General features: G+C 64.8%; 16 protein-coding genes. 11 read left to right on the top strand and 5 right to left on the bottom strand.

All coding sequences use genetic code 11. The annotated features are described in order from the left end of the window. The 4 genes from VARPA_RS10355 to bfr form a co-directional block, all read right to left on the bottom strand. Window positions 1-810 (bottom strand): DUF4198 domain-containing protein, encoded by an 810-nt coding sequence (locus VARPA_RS10355; protein WP_013540509.1) that lies wholly within the window; start codon window positions 808-810, stop codon window positions 1-3. A 50-nt stretch (window positions 811-860) separates the two neighbouring features. After that, window positions 861-1361, bottom strand: coding sequence for a DUF2271 domain-containing protein (locus VARPA_RS10360; RefSeq protein ID WP_200861474.1), 501 nt, complete (start codon window positions 1359-1361; stop codon window positions 861-863). A gap of 62 nt (window positions 1362-1423) precedes the next feature. Further along, a complete protein-coding gene (locus tag VARPA_RS10365; RefSeq protein WP_013540511.1) occupies window positions 1424-2071 on the bottom strand; it encodes a PepSY-associated TM helix domain-containing protein in 648 nt (215 codons plus the stop codon). A gap of 118 nt (window positions 2072-2189) precedes the next feature. Continuing rightward, the gene (bfr, locus tag VARPA_RS10370; protein WP_013540512.1) at window positions 2190-2666 is read right to left on the bottom strand and encodes a bacterioferritin; all 477 of its coding nucleotides are present in this window, start codon (window positions 2664-2666) and stop codon (window positions 2190-2192) included. A 260-nt stretch (window positions 2667-2926) separates the two neighbouring features. Here bfr and ahpC point away from each other — a divergent pair, with 260 nt between their 5' ends. From ahpC to VARPA_RS10410, 8 genes are all read left to right on the top strand, one after another. Beyond that, the gene (gene ahpC / locus VARPA_RS10375) at window positions 2927-3490 is read left to right on the top strand and encodes an alkyl hydroperoxide reductase subunit C (RefSeq protein WP_013540513.1); all 564 of its coding nucleotides are present in this window, start codon (window positions 2927-2929) and stop codon (window positions 3488-3490) included. An 89-nt stretch (window positions 3491-3579) separates the two neighbouring features. Next, window positions 3580-5136 (top strand): alkyl hydroperoxide reductase subunit F, encoded by a 1557-nt coding sequence (gene ahpF / locus VARPA_RS10380; RefSeq protein WP_013540514.1) that lies wholly within the window; start codon window positions 3580-3582, stop codon window positions 5134-5136. 160 nt (window positions 5137-5296) lie between these two features. Continuing rightward, a complete protein-coding gene (locus VARPA_RS10385; protein ID WP_013540515.1) occupies window positions 5297-7513 on the top strand; it encodes a TonB-dependent hemoglobin/transferrin/lactoferrin family receptor in 2217 nt (738 codons plus the stop codon). Between the two features lie 38 nt (window positions 7514-7551). Next, window positions 7552-8643, top strand: a complete 1092-nt coding sequence (locus tag VARPA_RS10390; RefSeq protein WP_013540516.1) for a hemin-degrading factor — start codon at window positions 7552-7554, stop codon at window positions 8641-8643. Next, window positions 8640-9020 carry a VOC family protein gene (locus VARPA_RS10395; RefSeq protein ID WP_013540517.1) on the top strand — a complete coding sequence of 127 codons (381 nt, stop codon included), beginning with the start codon at window positions 8640-8642 and terminating at the stop codon, window positions 9018-9020. Before VARPA_RS10390 ends, VARPA_RS10395 begins: the two co-directional genes overlap by 4 nt. 38 nt (window positions 9021-9058) lie before the next feature. After that, window positions 9059-9958, top strand: a complete 900-nt coding sequence (locus tag VARPA_RS10400) for a heme/hemin ABC transporter substrate-binding protein (protein WP_013540518.1) — start codon at window positions 9059-9061, stop codon at window positions 9956-9958. Between the two features lie 55 nt (window positions 9959-10013). Further along, entirely contained in the window at window positions 10014-11051 is a 1038-nt protein-coding gene (locus VARPA_RS10405; protein WP_041943494.1) for a FecCD family ABC transporter permease, read from the top strand. Continuing rightward, a complete protein-coding gene (locus tag VARPA_RS10410) occupies window positions 11048-11857 on the top strand; it encodes a heme ABC transporter ATP-binding protein (protein ID WP_013540520.1) in 810 nt (269 codons plus the stop codon). The genes VARPA_RS10405 and VARPA_RS10410 overlap by 4 nt, the downstream gene beginning before the upstream one ends. A gap of 43 nt (window positions 11858-11900) precedes the next feature. Here the strand turns inward: VARPA_RS10410 and VARPA_RS10415 are convergent, their stop codons facing one another. Continuing rightward, the gene (locus VARPA_RS10415; protein WP_013540521.1) at window positions 11901-12722 is read right to left on the bottom strand and encodes a pyruvate, water dikinase regulatory protein; all 822 of its coding nucleotides are present in this window, start codon (window positions 12720-12722) and stop codon (window positions 11901-11903) included. A gap of 191 nt (window positions 12723-12913) precedes the next feature. Between VARPA_RS10415 and ppsA the strand changes: the two genes are divergently transcribed. The 3 genes from ppsA to rpsF all read left to right on the top strand — a co-directional run bounded on the left by ppsA (window position 12914) and on the right by rpsF (window position 16394). Beyond that, window positions 12914-15307, top strand: a complete 2394-nt coding sequence (gene ppsA, locus VARPA_RS10420) for a phosphoenolpyruvate synthase (protein WP_013540522.1) — start codon at window positions 12914-12916, stop codon at window positions 15305-15307. A 134-nt stretch (window positions 15308-15441) separates the two neighbouring features. Continuing rightward, entirely contained in the window at window positions 15442-15903 is a 462-nt protein-coding gene (locus VARPA_RS10425; protein ID WP_013540523.1) for a hypothetical protein, read from the top strand. Window positions 15904-16019: 116 nt separating this feature from the next. Beyond that, complete coding sequence (gene rpsF, locus VARPA_RS10430; protein ID WP_007830775.1) at window positions 16020-16394, top strand: 30S ribosomal protein S6; 375 nt, start codon at window positions 16020-16022, stop codon at window positions 16392-16394. Window positions 16395-16396: the final 2 nt, after the last annotated feature.

Genomic DNA, 16396 nt, shown 5'->3' on the forward strand with positions numbered 1-16396 from the left:
TCAGGGCATCACTTCAAGCGTGGCCGCGTAGGTCAGGCGGCGTTCCTTGGCTTGCGGCACGGTGGTCTTGGTGTCCTTGGTGCTGGCGTCCAGCCAATACATGCCGGCGGTCGGCCATGTCACGCTGAACTGGCCCTTGTCGTCGGTCTTGAGCTTGATCTCTTCGAGCTTGTCGCGGTACTGCGTGTTGCCGGCGGTGACCGTCACTTCGAGGTCCTTCGCGGGCTGGCCGTCGAGGTTCAGCGTGAAGCTGGCTTTTTCGCCCTTGACCAGGTCGGTCGGGCTGCCGGCAACGATCAGTTCCAGCCCCTGGCCGATCGGCTTGAGCGCAGAGGGCTTGCCGACCGTCACGAAGGTCTCGATGCGGCCCGACGACTGCGTGATGGCGACGTCCTGCGCATCGGCCGGAATTTCCTTTCCGATGGTCTCGGCCGTGCCGCGTGCGCGCTTGTTCTGCCCCGTGGCCTTGTCCTTCCAACTTGCAAAGGCGCCTGCGTTGACCACGGCGATGCGGTACGTGCCTGGCTGCGCGACGTTCACGTCGAACACGTTGCGCAGCTTGAGCTTGGCCTCGCTCTCGGGTTTGACGTTGCTGCCATCGGGTGCGGTGATCTGCAGGCCTTCGAGCCGCAGCGGCGCGTGGTTCGCGACGAACAGGTCGTTCGACACGGCGGCATCGACGGACACGGTGTCGGCCTTGGAAAACACGGTGGAGGAGGGCAGCAGCCAGGCGTTGTGCGCCATGGAAGCGGAAGCAATGGCCGACAGGGCGATGGCGAGGCCGGTGGCGCGCAGGATGGAGAGGGTCATGGGAGGTCCTTGATGGATGAAGCTTGCGGAGAAGGGCGGTTCGTCGTCGATCAGGGCTTGAGTTCGAGCTTGATCTCGCCGAGCTCTTCCTTGCCCGCCGCGGTCGGTTGTGCCGCCGCGGTGGGCGGCCACTGGAACGGAATGCTCACGACCTCGCGGCCACCGACTTCACGCGCCGCTTCGACCACCAGCTTGTAGGCGCCGGGTGCGAGCTTGGGCATCGGTGCGGAGCCTTCGGTGAAGTTCAGTTGATGCTTGCCTGCAGGCTTGGTCGCGCCGGTCACGCCATCGACCGGCACCGCCAGTTCGCGGCCGCCGCGGCGCCACCACTGGCGCATGTCCTTGAGCCACTTCGTGCCTTCGCCTTCGGGGTTGTTCGTCTTGGTGCGCACGTCGTACCAGACGGCGAGGGTGCCGGCGACCGTGTTGTCCGCGCGCTCGATCCAGGTTGCCACATAGGGGCGGTGGTACTCGGAAACGTTGAGCCTGGGAATCTCGATGTTGACGGCCAGGCTCGCTGCGAAGGCCGGGGTTGCGAGCAACGCCGACATGGCGATCGGCGCGAGTGAGTAGCGAACGTGCACGGGAAAACCTCTTTTTCCTGAATCGAAGATCAATGAATGAACAGCAGCGCGAGCAGCACCGGCACGACCAGGCCCATGCCCACCATCGGCCAGGTGAACGGCCGGTTGCCCGCGTGCATCTTGAGAATGAACAGCCCGGTGATCGAGAAGACCAGCGCGGCGCCCGCGAAGATGTCGATGAACCAGCTCCAGGCGGTGCCGGTGTTGCGGCCCTTGTGCAGGTCGTTGAAGTAGGAGAGCCAGCCGCGGTCGGTGCGCTCGTATTCGATCTCGCCGTCGGCCAGGCTCAGGCGCAGCCAGGCGTCGCCGCCGGGGCGGGGGAGCGAGAGATAGATTTCGTCATCGGACCATTCGGCATCGTGGCCGGCGGTGCTGACGTCCCAGTTCTTCTGGACCCAGCCTTGCAACTCGGCGGGCAGGGGCGCCTTGCCTTTTTGTGCCTTGGCGGCGGGCAGTTGCTGTTCGAGGCGGGCGCGCAGAGGCTGGTCGATCGTGCCGTTCAGCTTCGTGATGGCCGGCTTGGCCTCGATCTGCGCTGCGTGGTTGAGGGTGAAGCCCGTGACACTGAACAGGATCATGCCGATGAGGCAGATCGCCGAACTCACCCAGTGCCATTCGTGCAGGGTCTTGAGCCAGTAGGCACGGCGGCGGTTGTCGGGGCGGGCGGCGGCAGTCATCGAAGGCGCGGATTCTATCCGCGCAGATGAGAATGACTGCTATTTGACAGTCGTTAAGTTACGTAAAGCAATAAAAAACGGGACCGAAGTCCCGTTGCATGAGGTCGAAAGATCGCTCTTATTCGAGCTCGCCCATTTGCGATTGCAGGTAGTTCTGCAGGCCGACGCGGTCGATCAGGTCGATCTGGGTTTCGAGGAAGTCGATGTGCTCTTCCGTGTCGTCCAGGATTTCCTGCAGCAGATCGCGCGAGACATAGTCGCGCACCGATTCGCAATGCTGGATGCCGTCCTTGATGGTGGCTTGCGCGCCCGTTTCGGCGCCCAGGTCGCAGCGCAGCAGTTCGGGCACGTCTTCACCGATGTTCAGCTTGCCGAGATCCTGCAGATTGGGCAGGCCGTCGAGCATGAAGATGCGGTCCATCAGCTTGTCGGCGTGCTTCATTTCGCCGATCGATTCCTCGTATTCCTTCTTGGCCAGCTTGTCCAGACCCCAGTGCTTGAGCATGCGGTAGTGCAGGAAATACTGGTTGATTGCGGTGAGCTCGTTCTTGAGCTGCGCCTGCAGATGTTCGATGACCTTGGGGTCGCCCTTCATGATTTTTCCTTGTTCTGAAAGCGGTGATTGTCAGAGGGGCGGATGCGTGCTTGCAAGCAATCCCATGCTGCGCCGGTCTGCATGCGTGTGATGGTGATACACGTTCGTATTGAGGCTTGCCGAAAGCCGCACTCGGCTCATCGCAAACATAGCAAGCTCCAATACTTTTAATAGTTGATATCTATTGAAAACTAGATATTGGTAGTTATACTCATGGCTCGCACTTTTTTTGTCCACCCGCAGCATCCAAGGAATCACCCATGTCCCTGATCAACACCCAAGTCCTTCCCTTCAAGACCCAGGCCTACCTCAACGGCAAGTTCATCGATGTGTCCGACGAGACGCTCAAGGGCAAATGGTCCGTGCTGATCTTCATGCCGGCGGCCTTCACCTTCAACTGCCCGACCGAAGTCGAAGACGCGGCCGACAACTACCCCGAGTTCCAGAAGCTGGGCGCCGAGGTCTACATCGTGACCACCGACACGCACTTCTCGCACAAGGTCTGGCACGACACGTCGCCGGCCGTCGGCAAGGCCAAGTTCCCCCTGGTCGGCGACCCGACCCACACGCTGACCAACGCTTTCGGCGTGCACATCCCCGAAGAAGGCCTGGCACTGCGCGGCACCTTCGTGATCAACCCTGACGGCATCATCAAGACCGCCGAAGTGCACTCCAACGAAATCGCCCGCGACGTGAAGGAAACGCTGCGCAAGCTGAAGGCAGCGGTCTACACCGCCGCTCACCCGAACGAAGTGTGCCCGGCCAAGTGGAACGAAGGCGACAAGACTATCGCTCCGTCGTTCGACCTCGTCGGCAAGATCTAAGCGCTCCCGTGCGAAAGCCCGGGCGCTCACAAGCCCCGGGCTTTTTTGTTCCCAGTTGATAGTTTTCAGTTATCGAAAGTGAGTCCGTCATGCTCGACGCCAGCACCAAAGCCCAATTGAAGAGTTACCTCGAACGCGCCACGCAGCCGATCGAGATCGTCGCTTCGCTCGACGACAGCAAGGCCTCGGGCGAGATGCTGTCGCTGCTGAAGGACGTCGCCGAGTCCTCGCCGCTGGTCAAGCTGACTGAAAGCCGCGACGACAACCACCGCAAGCCCTCGTTCTCGGTCAATCGCCCAAGCGAGAACCACGGCCCGCGTTTCGCCGGCCTGCCGATGGGCCATGAATTCACGTCGCTGATCCTTGCGCTGCTGCAGATCGGCGGCTACCCGCCCAAGGTCGAGCAAGCGGTGCTCGACCAGATCAAGGCGCTCGACGGCGATTTCGAGTTCGAGATCTACGTCTCGCTCACTTGCCACAACTGCCCCGATGTCGTTCAGGCGCTGAACCTGATGGCGATCCAGAACCCGCGCATCCGCACCACGATGATCGAAGGCGGCACCTTCCAGGATGAAGTGAAGGAACGCCAGATCATGGCCGTGCCGACCGTCTTCCTGAACGGCACCGAATTCGGCCAAGGGCGCATGAGCCTGGAAGAAATCCTCGCCAAGATCGACACCAGCGGCGTCGAGCGCGAAGCCGCGAAGATCGCCGCCAAGGACCCGTTCGACGTGCTCATCGTCGGCGGCGGCCCCGCAGGCGCGGCAGCCGCTGTGTATGCAGCGCGCAAGGGCATCCGCACCGGCGTGGCATCGGAGCGCTTCGGCGGCCAGGTGCTCGACACGCTGGGCATCGAGAACTTCATCTCGATCAAGGAAACCGAAGGACCGAAGTTTGCCCATGCACTCGAAGAGCATGTGCGCGACTACGACGTCGACATCATGAATCTGCAGCGTGCCAAGGCCCTGGTGCCCGGCAACGACCTGATCGAAGTGCAACTGGAAAGTGGCGCCTCGCTCAAAGCCAAGTCGCTCATCATCTCGACCGGTGCGCGCTGGCGCAACATCAACGTGCCCGGCGAGCACGAGTTCAAGAACAAGGGGGTGGCCTACTGCCCGCACTGCGACGGCCCGCTCTTCAAGGGCAAGCGCGTCGCGGTCATCGGCGGCGGCAACTCGGGCGTCGAAGCGGCGATCGACCTGGCCGGCATCGTGGGCCACGTCACGCTGATCGAGTTCGACACCGCATTGCGTGCCGACGCGGTGCTGCAGCGCAAACTCAAGAGCCTGAAGAACGTCGACGTGTTCACCAACGCGCAGACCACCGAGATCACCGGCGACCAGAAGGTCAACGGCCTCGTCTACAAGGACCGCGCGACGGGCGAGCTGAAGAAGGTCGAACTCGAAGGTGTGTTCATCCAGATCGGCCTCGTGCCCAATACCGACTGGCTCAAGGGCGTGGTCGAGCTCACGAAGCACGGCGAGATCGTTGTCGATGCGCGCGGCCAGACCTCGGTGCCGGGCGTGTTTGCCGCAGGCGACGTGACGACCGTGCCGTTCAAGCAGATCATCATCGCGGCCGGCGACGGCGCGAAGGCGGCGCTCGGCGCGTTCGACCACCTGATCCGCACTTCGGCCCCTGCGTGAGTAAGTCTTAAGTTGTTCAGATGAGAATTATTCTCATACAATAAAAAGCGCGGGCGAATACCTCGTTTTCGCCCCTCATTGCCAGCCAGGTCACGCGCGCAGTTGCCCTGCGCATCAAGGTCCAGCAAGCAGTTCTCCAACTGTTTTCTGGACCTTTTTCGTGGCCACTCATTCCCCTCGCACGTATCCCCATCGCCTCGCGCTCCTGCCGCTGCTGATCACTTCGGGCTTCGGCATGGCCGCGACCACCGCGTGGTCCCAGCAAGTTGCCGCGCTCGGTGAAGTGGTCGTGAGCGGATCGCGCTCGGAACAGGCCAAGGACGACCTGCCGCTGAGCATCGAGGTCATCAACCGCGACGATATCGAATCCAAGCAGATCCACGACATCCGCGATGCGGTGCGCGACCTGCCGAATGTCTCGGTCAAGCGCTCGCCCGCGCGCTTCGGGCTCGCGCAGGGCAACACCGGCCGCGATGGCAACGCGGGCTTCAACATCCGCGGCCTCGACGGCAACCGCGTGCTGCTGCTGACTGACGGCATCCGCACGCCGCGCAGCTACGTCTTCAGCGCCAACGCCTTCGGCCGCGACTACTTCGACATCGGCCTCGTCGAGCGCATCGAGATCATCAAGGGCCCGGCGTCGGCGCTCTATGGCTCGGACGGCCTCGCGGGCCTTGTCAACTTCATCACCCGCGAACCTTCGTCGTTCCTGCGCGATGGCCGCACCTTCGGCGGCAGCGCGAACATCGGCTACAGCGGCGAAGACAACGGCGTGCGCGGCGGCGTCACGCTGGCGGGCAAGGCGAACGACGCGCTCGAGTGGCTCATCTCCGCCAACCTCGGCCGCGCGAGCGAGCTCGAGAACATGGGCCGGCTCGATGTGCCCAACGTCGACCGCACCACGCCCAATCCGCAGCGCGACAACACCCGCTCGCTGCTGGCCAAGGCGATCCTCACGCCCAATGCCGACCAGCGGCATTCGTTCACCTTCGAGCATGTCGAGAAGAGCAGCCGCTACAACCTGCTCTCCGGTGTTGCCAAACCGCCGTATGCGTCCACCTCGGTCGTCGGCCTCAACGCGAAAACCGATCTCGACCGCGACCGCCTCACCTACGAAGGACGCCTGCGCCTGAACACCGTCGTGGCCGACAACCTGCTGGCTGTCGTGAGCTACCAGAAGGCCGAGTCGCGCGAGTACATCTACGAAGACCGCTTCACCGCCGCCGACCGCACGCGCGACGTCACCTACGACGAGAACACCTGGCAACTCGGCTTGCAGGCGGACAAGACCATCCGCATGGGCGATTGGGCGCAGAAGATCACCTACGGCCTGGACTACACCCGCACCAACGTCGAGAACCTGCAGACCGGCCTCGTGCCGCCGGCGGGCGAGAGCTATCCGCTCAAGCGCTTCCCCGACACGCGCGAGACCTCGTCGGCCTTCTATGTGCAGGACGAGTTCATCCACGACCGCTGGAGCATCACGCCCGGCATCCGCTTTGATCGCTTCTCGCTCGATGCGAAGCAGGCGGGCTTCAGCGCGCAGGCGGTGTCGCTTTCAGGTTCGGCAGTGTCGCCCAAGCTGGGGGTGCTGTTCCGCGCTACGCCGCAGTTCAGTGTCTACGGCAACTACGCCTCCGGCTTCAAGGCGCCCAACGCGTTCCAGGTCAACAACTTCTTCGAAAACGTGATCTCGGGCTACAAGACGATTCCCAACCCGAACCTCAAGCCCGAAAAGAGCCAGAACATCGAGCTGGGCGTACGCGGTCGCACCGGCGTCCTGAGCTTCGACGTGGCCGCGTTCACCGGCGACTACAAGAATCTCATCGTGAACGACAAGCTTGTCGGGGGGCGCGGCATCCCGCGCATCGACCCGTCGATCTACCAGTCGGTCAATGTCGGACGCGCGCGCATCAGCGGCTTCGAGATCAAGGGCGAGCTCGACTTCACCGAGAACGGCATCGGCTTCTCCGTGCCCTTCGCCTATGGCCAGACGCGCGGGCGCGACCGCACCAACAACCGGCCGCTCAACTCCATCGATCCGCAGAAGTTCAATGCCGGCCTCAAGTACCAGGCGCCCGTCTGGAGCGTTCGCCTCGACGCGGTTCACCATGGCGCCAAGAAGTGGAACGACGTCGATCGCAGCGAGGTGACGACTGGCCTGCAGTTCCGTACGCCGCAAGCCACCACGTTCGACATCAGCGCGCAATGGCGTATCAAGAAGGACCTGCGCCTGAACGCATCGGTGACCAACCTCACCGACAAGCGCTTCTGGATGTGGAGCGACGTGCGCGGGCTGACGACGACCTCGAACCTGCGCGATGCCTATACCCAGCCGGGGCGCGCCTTCAATGTCTCGCTCGTGGCGGACTTCTGATTCGAGCCACCGCCATCGCAAACAACAAAGGAAACCCGATGAACGTTGAAGAAATCCGGTCCCATTTCGCGGAACTGCGTGCCAACGGCATGCGCCACAAGGACGCCGCGGCGGCCATGGGGCTGAGCGAAGGCGCCGCCATCGCCGCACACATCGGCGCGCACGACAAGGTCCTGCACGCCACGCTGCTGAAGGGCCCGTGGGTCGAGTTGCTGCAGGCGCTGGAACTTTGCGGCCCGGTGCTCGCGCTCACGCGCAACGAGACCACGGTGCACGAGAAGACCGGCGTCTACGAGAAGGTCTCCGGCAGCGAGGCGATGGGGCTCGCGCTGGGCGAGGCCATCGACCTGCGCCTTTTCTTCAGCCGTTGGCATGCCGGGTTCGCGGTAAGCGAGGCAGCAGCCAATGCGGGCGTGCCGCCTTCGCTGAGCCTGCAGTTCTTCAATGCGAACGGCGTGGCGGTCCACAAGATCTTCGTGCGCGAGGCCACCGACCGCGAAGCCTTTCAGTCGGTCATCGACACCTACACCGCACCCGACGCGCCCGACGCGCCCGTGCAGTTCGTGCCGGCCGAGCCCAAGGCCGCGCCGCGCGACGACAGCGCCATCGATGCAGGCGGACTCTCCGAAGCCTGGCGCGGCATGCAGGACACGCACGAGTTCTTCGGCCTCCTGAACAAGTTCGGCGTCGAGCGGCAGCAGAGCTTTCGTCTCACGGAGGGAGAGTTCACGCAGCGCGCGGAAACGTCGGCGGTGCGCGAACTGCTGCAGGAGGCCACGTTCGACGGAACGCCCATCATGGTGTTCGTCGGCAGCCCGGGCTGCATCCAGATCCACTCCGGTCCCGTCGTGCGCGTCGAGCCGATGGAGATTCGCGGGATGCTCTGGCTCAACGTGCTCGACCCCGACTTCAACCTGCACTTGCGCGAGGACCGCATCGCGAGCGTCTGGATCGTCGAGAAGCCGACCAGCGATGGTGTCGTCACTTCGGTCGAAGCCTTCGACGGCGAGGGTGAGCTGATGGCGATCTTCTTCGGCGCACGCAAGCCGGGTGTGCCCGAGCGCGGGGAATGGCGGCAGATCGTGCGCAAGCTCTCGCGCGTGGCCACTTCCGGGGAGGAGGCGCTGTGAGCACCGCGCTGAACGTCGTGGAGATCAAGGCCTTCGTGCCGGCGAAGGACTTCGCGCTGTCGTGCGCCTTCTACCGGGACCTGGGTTTCACGATGGCTTCGAACGAAGACGGCATCGCCTACTTCCTGCACGGCAACAGCAGCTTCCTGCTGCAGCAGTTCTATGTGCAGAGCCATGCCGAGAATTTCATGATGCATCTGCTGGTCGACGACGCGCATGCGTGGTGGGCACACGTGCGGGCGCAGCGGCTTGCCGAACGCTATGCCGTCAGCACCACGCCGCCCGGCGAGCGGCCGTGGGGCATGGTCGATTTCACGCTGACCGATCCGAGCGGCGTGCTCTGGCGCATCGCGCACAACATCCCCCGGCGCGACTGATCCGCGCCTCTCGCCTCTCATTCGCTGGCTGTGACTCCATGACCGAACGACACGACTTGCTTCTTCCTCCATCGACGCGTCGCCGCGATGTGCTGCGCGTTCTTTCCGCGTCGGCACTCGGCGCCACTGCTTGGCCCACGCTTGCGCAGGACAGGCGCCTGCCGCGACTGGTGACTGTCAGCGGCGCGATCACCGAAGTGGTCTACATCCTCGGCGCCGAAGGCCAACTGGTGGGCACCGACACCACCAGCCTCTATCCCGCCGCCGCGCGCAGCACGCCCAAGGTCGGTTACATGCGCCAGCTGTCGGCGGAAGGGCTCCTGTCCCTGAAGCCCGACGCGATCATCGCCACCAACGAATCGGGTCCGAGCGTGGTGCTCGACCAGATCCGCACGGCCGGCGTGAAGGTCGAGATCATCGAGGCCGATCACACCTGGGCCGAAGTGCAGCGCAAGGTGCAGGCCGTGGGCCGCGCTGCTGCCAAGGAAGCACAGGCGCGCGAGCTGCAGGTCCGGCTCGATGCCGAGTGGGCGCAGGTGCAGCAGCGCGTGGGCGCAGCGAAGGGGCGCAAGCCCAAGGTGCTGTTCGTGCTCTCGCACAGCGCGAGCCCGCAGGTCTCGGGCGAGAAGACGGCGGCGCATTCGGTGATCGGCTTTGCCGGCGGGGTGAATGCGCTCGGCGGCTTCCACGGCTACCGGCCGATGACCGCCGAGGCGATGGCCAGCGCCGCGCCCGACATCATCCTCACGAGCACGCAGAGCATCGAGGCGCACGGCGGCATCGACAGGTTCTGGGAGCGGCCCGAACTGGCGCTCACGCCGGCCTACAGGAAGCGCGCGCTCATCACGCAGGACGCCTTGCTGCTGCTTGGCTTCGGGCCGCGCCTGCCAGCAGCCATCGGCGAGCTGCACGGCAAGTTCCATGCCGCACTGGCATGAGCCGCCGGGCCACTCTCAAGGCGAATACCGCAGCGCGAAGCGCGAAGGCTACGCAATGAGCCAACGCTTCGGGGCGCGTGCCGTGCTGGGCGGCAGCTTGGCGCTGCTCGTCGCAGCCTTTGCGGTGGGCGCTGTTTCGGGCGCCTACGCCATCAGCCTTTCGCAGCTCTGGAACGTGCTGACTTCGCTGGGACAGGGCGGGGTCGACCGGTCGCCCGAGCACCTGGTCTTCCTCAACATTCGCCTGCCGCGCCTCGTGCTCGGGGTGGCAGCTGGCGCGGGGCTGGGCATGGCGGGCACGCTGATGCAGGGGCTGTTCCGCAATCCGCTGGCGGACCCCGGGCTCATCGGCATCAGCAGCGGCGCGGCGCTGGCGGCCGGCATCACCATCGTGCTGGGCGCGTGGCTGTGGCCTGTGCTGCCGCGCACGCTCGGCAGCTGGACGCTGGTGCTCATGGCCTTCGGCGGCGGTTTTCTCGTGACGCTGTTGATCTACGGGCTTTCGCGCAGCGAGGGTGGCACGCGGATGGCGCTGATGCTGCTCGCCGGCATTGCGATCAATGCGTTGGCGGGCGCGGGGCTCGGGTTGCTGAGCGTGATGGCGACCGACGAACAGTTGCGCAGCCTGCAGTTCTGGCTGCTGGGGAGCCTGGGCGGGGCGCGGTGGAGCGCGGTGATTCTGGTATGCGCGGCGGTGTTTCTCTCATGCTGGGCGGCGGCCTCGCTCGCATCGCCGCTGAACGCCATTGCACTTGGGGAGGCGCAGGCGGCGCTGCTCGGTGTGGACGTCGAGCGCACCAAACGGCGCGCGATCGTCATCACCGCGGTGGCCGTCGGCGCGGTGACGGCCACGACCGGGATCATCGGCTTCATCGGGCTGATCGCGCCGCACTGGGTGCGCATGGTGGCGGGCCCCGATCACCGCATCGTGCTGCCGGCCTCCGCGCTGCTGGGCGCTGCGCTGGTGCTGGCGGCCGACACGGTCGCGCGCACAGTGATGGCGCCTGCGGAGTTGCCGCTTGGCGTGCTCACCGCCTTCATCGGGGTGCCGATGTTCCTCTTGATGCTGCGACATTTCAGGGGACGCATATGACGGCGGGGGATATGAAGGCGGGGCAGGGCGCGCTGTCGTGCGCGGACGTCGAGGTGCGCATCGGCGCGAAGATGCTGCTGGCGAATGCCTCCGTCGAACTGGCGCCGGGCCGCGTGACCGCGATCCTCGGTCCCAACGGCGCGGGCAAGTCGACGTTGCTCTCGGTGTTGTCCGGTCAGCGCGAACCGACGCGGGGTCGGGCGATGCTCGACGGTCGGCCGCTCGCGGACCACGGCATGCCGACGCTGGCGCTGCGCCGCGCGCTGATGCCGCAGGAAAGCGCGGTCGCCTTCGACTTCACCGCGCATGACATCGTCGCGCTGGGCCGTTACCCGCACCGGCGCGCGCCCGAGACCAATGAGGACGGGATCATTGCCGAGGCGATGGTGCTGACCGATGTCACGGCGCTGGCGCCGCGCGTCCTCAACACGCTCTCTGGCGGCGAGAAGGCCCGGGTTCACCTGGCGCGGGCGCTGGCGCAGCTCTGGCATCCGCGTCCCGATGGCGCGACCCGCTGGCTGCTGCTCGACGAACCCACCGCAGCGCTAGACCTGGCGCACCAGCATTCGGCGATGCGCCTCTTGCGTGCCTGGGCGGCTCGCGGCGTGGGTGTGGTGGCCGTGCTGCACGACCTGAACCTGGCGCGGCGCTATGCCGACGAGGTGGTGGTGTTGGGCGCCGCAGACGGTTTGCGGCAGGGGCCGACCGCCGAGGTGCTTCAGCCCGCGTTGATCGAATCGGTCTGGGGCATGCCCTGCCAGCCGGTCACCAGCGCGGACGGCACGGTGCAATATCTGTTCGGGTAGCCCGCACCGGTATTCGATAGATCGCTATCCAAAACATAGCGGCTCAGTAAGTCAACCGCTCCGGCCGCAACTCCTGCAGGATCGTCGTCGCGATTTCCTCGATCGACTTGGTGGTGGTCGAGAGCCAGCGGATGCCGGCGCGCCGCATCATCGCCTCGGCCTCGCTCACCTCGTGGCGGCAGTTGTCCAGGCTCGCGTAGCGCGAGTCGGGGCGACGTTCGTTGCGGATTTCGCTGAGCCGCTCGGGCTGGATCGTCAGGCCGAAGATCTTCTTGCGGTGCGGCATCAGAGCAGGAGGGAGCTGGCGACGGTCGAAGTCTTCGGGAATCAGCGGGTAGTTGGCGGCTTTCAGGCCGTGCTGCATCGCCAGGTAGAGCGACGTGGGCGTCTTGCCGCTGCGGCTCACGCCCACCAGGATGACGTCGGCGCCCTGCAGGTCGCGGTTGCTCTGGCCGTCGTCGTGCGCCAGGCTGAAGTCGATCGCGGCGATGCGGGCGTTGTATTCCTTGCTCTTGCTCACGTCGCTGAAGCGGCCGATGCGGTGGTTGGACTTCACCGCCAGCTCGATTTCCAGCGGCCGCACGAAGGTGCCGAACATGTCCAGCAGCATCCCCTTGCAGCCGGTTTCGATCACTTCCAGCACGTCCATGTTGGCCAGCGTGGTGAAGACGATGGGCCGCACGCCCTCGAGTTCGGCCGTGTGGTTGATATGCCGCACCGCCTGGTGCGCCTTGTCGACCGTGTCGGTGAAAGGCAGCCGCACGTGGCGCGGCTTCATCTCGAACTGGGCGAGCACGGCGTTGCCGAAAGTCTCGGCGGTGATGCCGGTGCCGTCGGAAATGAAGAAAACAGTGCGTGTCTGCATGGTGTTGCTCTTGCGGCCTTGTCCTGCGGCGCGGGCGACCTTGCCACGCCTACAATCCGGTCCATTATCGGGAATCCGCTTTCCCAACCCCCCATTCTTCTCATGCAGGCCGCTTCCGCACCCAAAGCAACGACAACGATCGTGCCGTGCCGCCTGCATGCAGCACCGGTTTCAACTTCTGGAGCTTCCCCATGTCTGCACTTTTCGACGCGACCGCCCTGGTCGTACCGTTTGAAAACCTGAGAATGACCGACGTCGAGGCGGTTGGCGGCAAGAACGCCAGCCTCGGCGAAATGATCTCGCAACTGCCCCAGGGCGTGCGGGTGCCGACCGGTTTCGCGACCACGGCCCACGCTTTTCGCCAGTTCCTGGCCCACGACGGCCTGGCCGACAAGATCAGCAAGCGCCTCGCGGCGCTCGACACCGAAGACGTGCGCGCCCTGGCCACGGCCGGTGCCGAGATCCGCGCCATGGTCGAGTCCCAGCCTTTTCCGGCCGACCTGCAGAAAGCCATCGGCGAGGCCTTCGCCACGCTGAGCGCCGGCAACCCGGAAGCCTCGTTCGCCGTGCGTTCGTCAGCCACCGCCGAAGACCTGCCCGACGCCTCGTTCGCGGGCCAGCAGGAAACCTTCCTGAACGTGGTCGGCATCGACGACGTGCTGCACAAGATGAAGGAGGTGTTCGCCTCCCTCTACAACGACCGCGCCATCAGCTATCGCGTGCACAAGGGCTTCGAGCACGACGTGGTCGCGCTATCGGCGGGCGTGCAGCGCATGGTGCGCTCCGACCTCGGCGCGGCCGGCGTGATGTTCACCATCGACACCGAATCGGGCTTTGATCAGGTGGTGTTCATCACGTCGAGCTACGGCCTGGGTGAAACGGTGGTGCAGGGCGCGGTGAACCCCGACGAGTTCTACGTGCACAAGCCGACGCTGCGTGCCGGCAAGAAGGCCGTCATCCGCCGCAACCTCGGCTCCAAGCTGATCCAGATGGAGTTCGCGACGCCCGAAGAGAAAAAGGCCAGCGGCAAGCTGGTGAAGACAACCGACGTCAAGGCCGAGCAGCGCAACCGCTACTCGCTGAGCGACGCCGACGTCGAACAACTGGCCAAGTACGCACTGGTCATCGAGGAACACTACGGCCGTCCGATGGACATCGAGTGGGGCAAGGACGGCACCGACGGCCTGCTCTACATCCTGCAGGCGCGCCCCGAGACGGTGAAGAGCCAGCAGCAGGGCAAGGCCGAGCAGCGCTACAAGCTGCTGGGCAAGGGCGCAGTGCTCGCCGAAGGCCGTGCCATCGGCCAGAAGATCGGCACCGGCCCCGTGCGCCTGGTGCACAACATCAGCGAAATGGACAAGGTGCAGGCCGGCGACGTGCTCGTCACCGACATGACCGACCCCAACTGGGAACCGGTGATGAAGCGTGCCGCTGCCATCGTCACCAACCGCGGCGGGCGCACCTGCCACGCGGCCATCATCGCGCGCGAACTGGGCATTCCAGCTGTGGTCGGCTGCGGCGACGCAACCGACTTGCTGAAGGACGGCACGCTGGTCACCGTGAGCTGCGCCGAGGGCGACACCGGCTTCATCTACGACGGCCTGCTCGAGACCGAAGTGACGGAAGTGCAGCGCGGCGTGATGCCGGAAATCGACATCCAGCTGATGATGAACGTGGGCAACCCGCAGCTCGCCTTCGACTTCGCACAACTGCCGAACCACGGCGTGGGCCTGGCCCGCCTCGAGTTCATCATCAACAACAACATCGGTGTGCACCCGAAGGCGATCCTCGACTACCCGAATGTCGACAACGACCTGAAGAAGGCCGTGGAGTCGGTGGCCCGCGGGCACGCTTCGCCGCGCGCCTTCTACGTCGACAAGGTGGCCGAAGGCATCGCGACCATCGCGGCGGCCTTCTGGCCGAAGAAGGTCATCGTGCGCCTCTCGGACTTCAAGTCGAACGAGTACCGCAAGCTGATCGGCGGCAGCCGCTACGAGCCGGAAGAAGAGAACCCGATGCTGGGCTTCCGCGGCGCGGCGCGCTACCTGAGCGCCGATTTCGGCGAGGCCTTCGCGATGGAGTGCGAGGCGCTCAAGCGCGTGCGCAACGACATGGGCCTGGTGAACGTGCAGATCATGGTGCCCTTCGTGCGCACCCTGGGCCAGGCCGAGCGCGTGACCTCGCTGCTGGGCGAGCATGGCTTGAAGCGCGGCGAGAACGATCTCAAGCTGATCATGATGTGCGAGGTGCCGAGCAACGCGATCCTGCCGGAAGAGTTCCTGAAGTACTTCGACGGCTTCTCGATCGGATCGAACGACCTGACTCAGCTCACGCTGGGCCTGGACCGCGATTCGGGGCTCGAGCTGCTGGCAGCCGATTTCGACGAGCGCGACCCGGCCATTAAGGCGCTCCTGAGCCGTGTCATCAAGGCCTGCAAGGCCGAGGGCAAGTACGTTGGTATCTGCGGCCAGGGCCCCAGCGACCATCCGGACTTCGCGCTCTGGCTGGCGGAAGAGGGGATCGAATCGATCTCTCTCAACCCCGACAGTGTGATCGACACCTGGCAGCAACTCGCCAAGCGCTGAGCTCGGCCGTCGCGCCGGATTGCGGAAATCCCCATGGGGGGATTCCCGCGAGGCGTGGGTGTTTTTGAAACAAATTGCGTATTTGATGCCAGACTTCCAAGACTCACGGGCGTATCCCGGAAGGGGAAGACCACATGATTCTTGTAAAGACGCCAGCGGGCCATCAGGCCCTGAAGGACCGCTCGGTTCCCATGACGCCGCGCCAGCGCTCGGCGTTCATTCTTTTCGATGGCAAACGCACGGTCGACGAGGTGCTCGCTAACGGCATGGGCATCGTCCGGGAGGACATCGACCATATGTTTGCGCTGGGGCTTCTGGGGCCGGCGGAGGGAAGCGCTCCCGCCGAGGCGGCGAAGCCGGTCGCTCCGGCCGCACCCGCAGCTGACGCCTCTGGCCGCAGCAAGCAGCAGCGCTACAAGGATGCCTACCCCATCGCCATCCAGCTCACCGGCGGCTTGGGCCTGATGGGGTTCCGGCTCAACCTGCAGGTCGAGGGCGCGACGAGCTACGAAGACCTGCTGGCGCTGGCACCCAAGATCCGGGCCGCCGTCGGCGCGGAGAAGGCCGCCGCTCTGGACAAGGCCCTCAACGACTGAGGTGCCTTGCCGGATTGTCAATTCCAGGGCTATAATCGCCGGCTTTGCCTTGCCACACTGCGCCCGACGCTGCAGGTGGCTTTTCCTCTTCTTCGGAAGAATCCACAAGGAGTGCCATGCGTCACTACGAAATCATTTTGCTGATCCACCCGGATCAGAGCGAGCAAGTTCCGGCCATGCTGGAGCGTTACAAGGGCCTGATCACGGCCGGCGGTGGCAAGGTCCATCGCGTTGAAGACTGGGGCCGCCGTCAGCTGGCTTACCAGATCAACAAGCTCAACAAGGCGCACTACCTGTGCGTCAACATCGAAGCCGAGCAAGCCGTGATGGGCGAACTGGAACACGCGTTCAAGTTCAACGATGCCGTGCTGCGTCACCTCACCGTCCAGAAGAAGAAGGCTGAAACCGGTCCTTCGTCGATGATGAAGACGGTCGAGCGCGAAGAAGCCCGCAAGGCCCAGCAGGCCGAATACGCCGCCAACAACAACTGATG

The organism is Variovorax paradoxus EPS, from assembly GCF_000184745.1.
GTDB classification, from domain to species: Bacteria; Pseudomonadota; Gammaproteobacteria; order Burkholderiales; family Burkholderiaceae_C; genus Variovorax; species Variovorax paradoxus_C.

Bases quoted from the DNA above. Each gene is read 5' to 3' on its own strand.
- VARPA_RS10355 (WP_013540509.1), bottom strand. From the start codon at position 810: ATGACCCTCTCCATCCTGCGCGCCACCGGCCTCGCCATCGCCCTGTCG.
- VARPA_RS10360 (WP_200861474.1), bottom strand. From the start codon at position 1,361: ATGTCGGCGTTGCTCGCAACCCCGGCCTTCGCAGCGAGCCTGGCCGTC.
- VARPA_RS10365 (WP_013540511.1), bottom strand. From the start codon at position 2,071: ATGACTGCCGCCGCCCGCCCCGACAACCGCCGCCGTGCCTACTGGCTC.
- bfr (WP_013540512.1), bottom strand. From the start codon at position 2,666: ATGAAGGGCGACCCCAAGGTCATCGAACATCTGCAGGCGCAGCTCAAG.
- ahpC (WP_013540513.1), top strand. From the start codon at position 2,927: ATGTCCCTGATCAACACCCAAGTCCTTCCCTTCAAGACCCAGGCCTAC.
- ahpF (WP_013540514.1), top strand. From the start codon at position 3,580: ATGCTCGACGCCAGCACCAAAGCCCAATTGAAGAGTTACCTCGAACGC.
- VARPA_RS10390 (WP_013540516.1), top strand. From the start codon at position 7,552: ATGAACGTTGAAGAAATCCGGTCCCATTTCGCGGAACTGCGTGCCAAC.
- VARPA_RS10400 (WP_013540518.1), top strand. From the start codon at position 9,059: ATGACCGAACGACACGACTTGCTTCTTCCTCCATCGACGCGTCGCCGC.
- VARPA_RS10405 (WP_041943494.1), top strand. From the start codon at position 10,014: ATGAGCCAACGCTTCGGGGCGCGTGCCGTGCTGGGCGGCAGCTTGGCG.
- VARPA_RS10410 (WP_013540520.1), top strand. From the start codon at position 11,048: ATGACGGCGGGGGATATGAAGGCGGGGCAGGGCGCGCTGTCGTGCGCG.
- VARPA_RS10415 (WP_013540521.1), bottom strand. From the start codon at position 12,722: ATGCAGACACGCACTGTTTTCTTCATTTCCGACGGCACCGGCATCACC.
- ppsA (WP_013540522.1), top strand. From the start codon at position 12,914: ATGTCTGCACTTTTCGACGCGACCGCCCTGGTCGTACCGTTTGAAAAC.
- VARPA_RS10425 (WP_013540523.1), top strand. From the start codon at position 15,442: ATGATTCTTGTAAAGACGCCAGCGGGCCATCAGGCCCTGAAGGACCGC.
- rpsF (WP_007830775.1), top strand. From the start codon at position 16,020: ATGCGTCACTACGAAATCATTTTGCTGATCCACCCGGATCAGAGCGAG.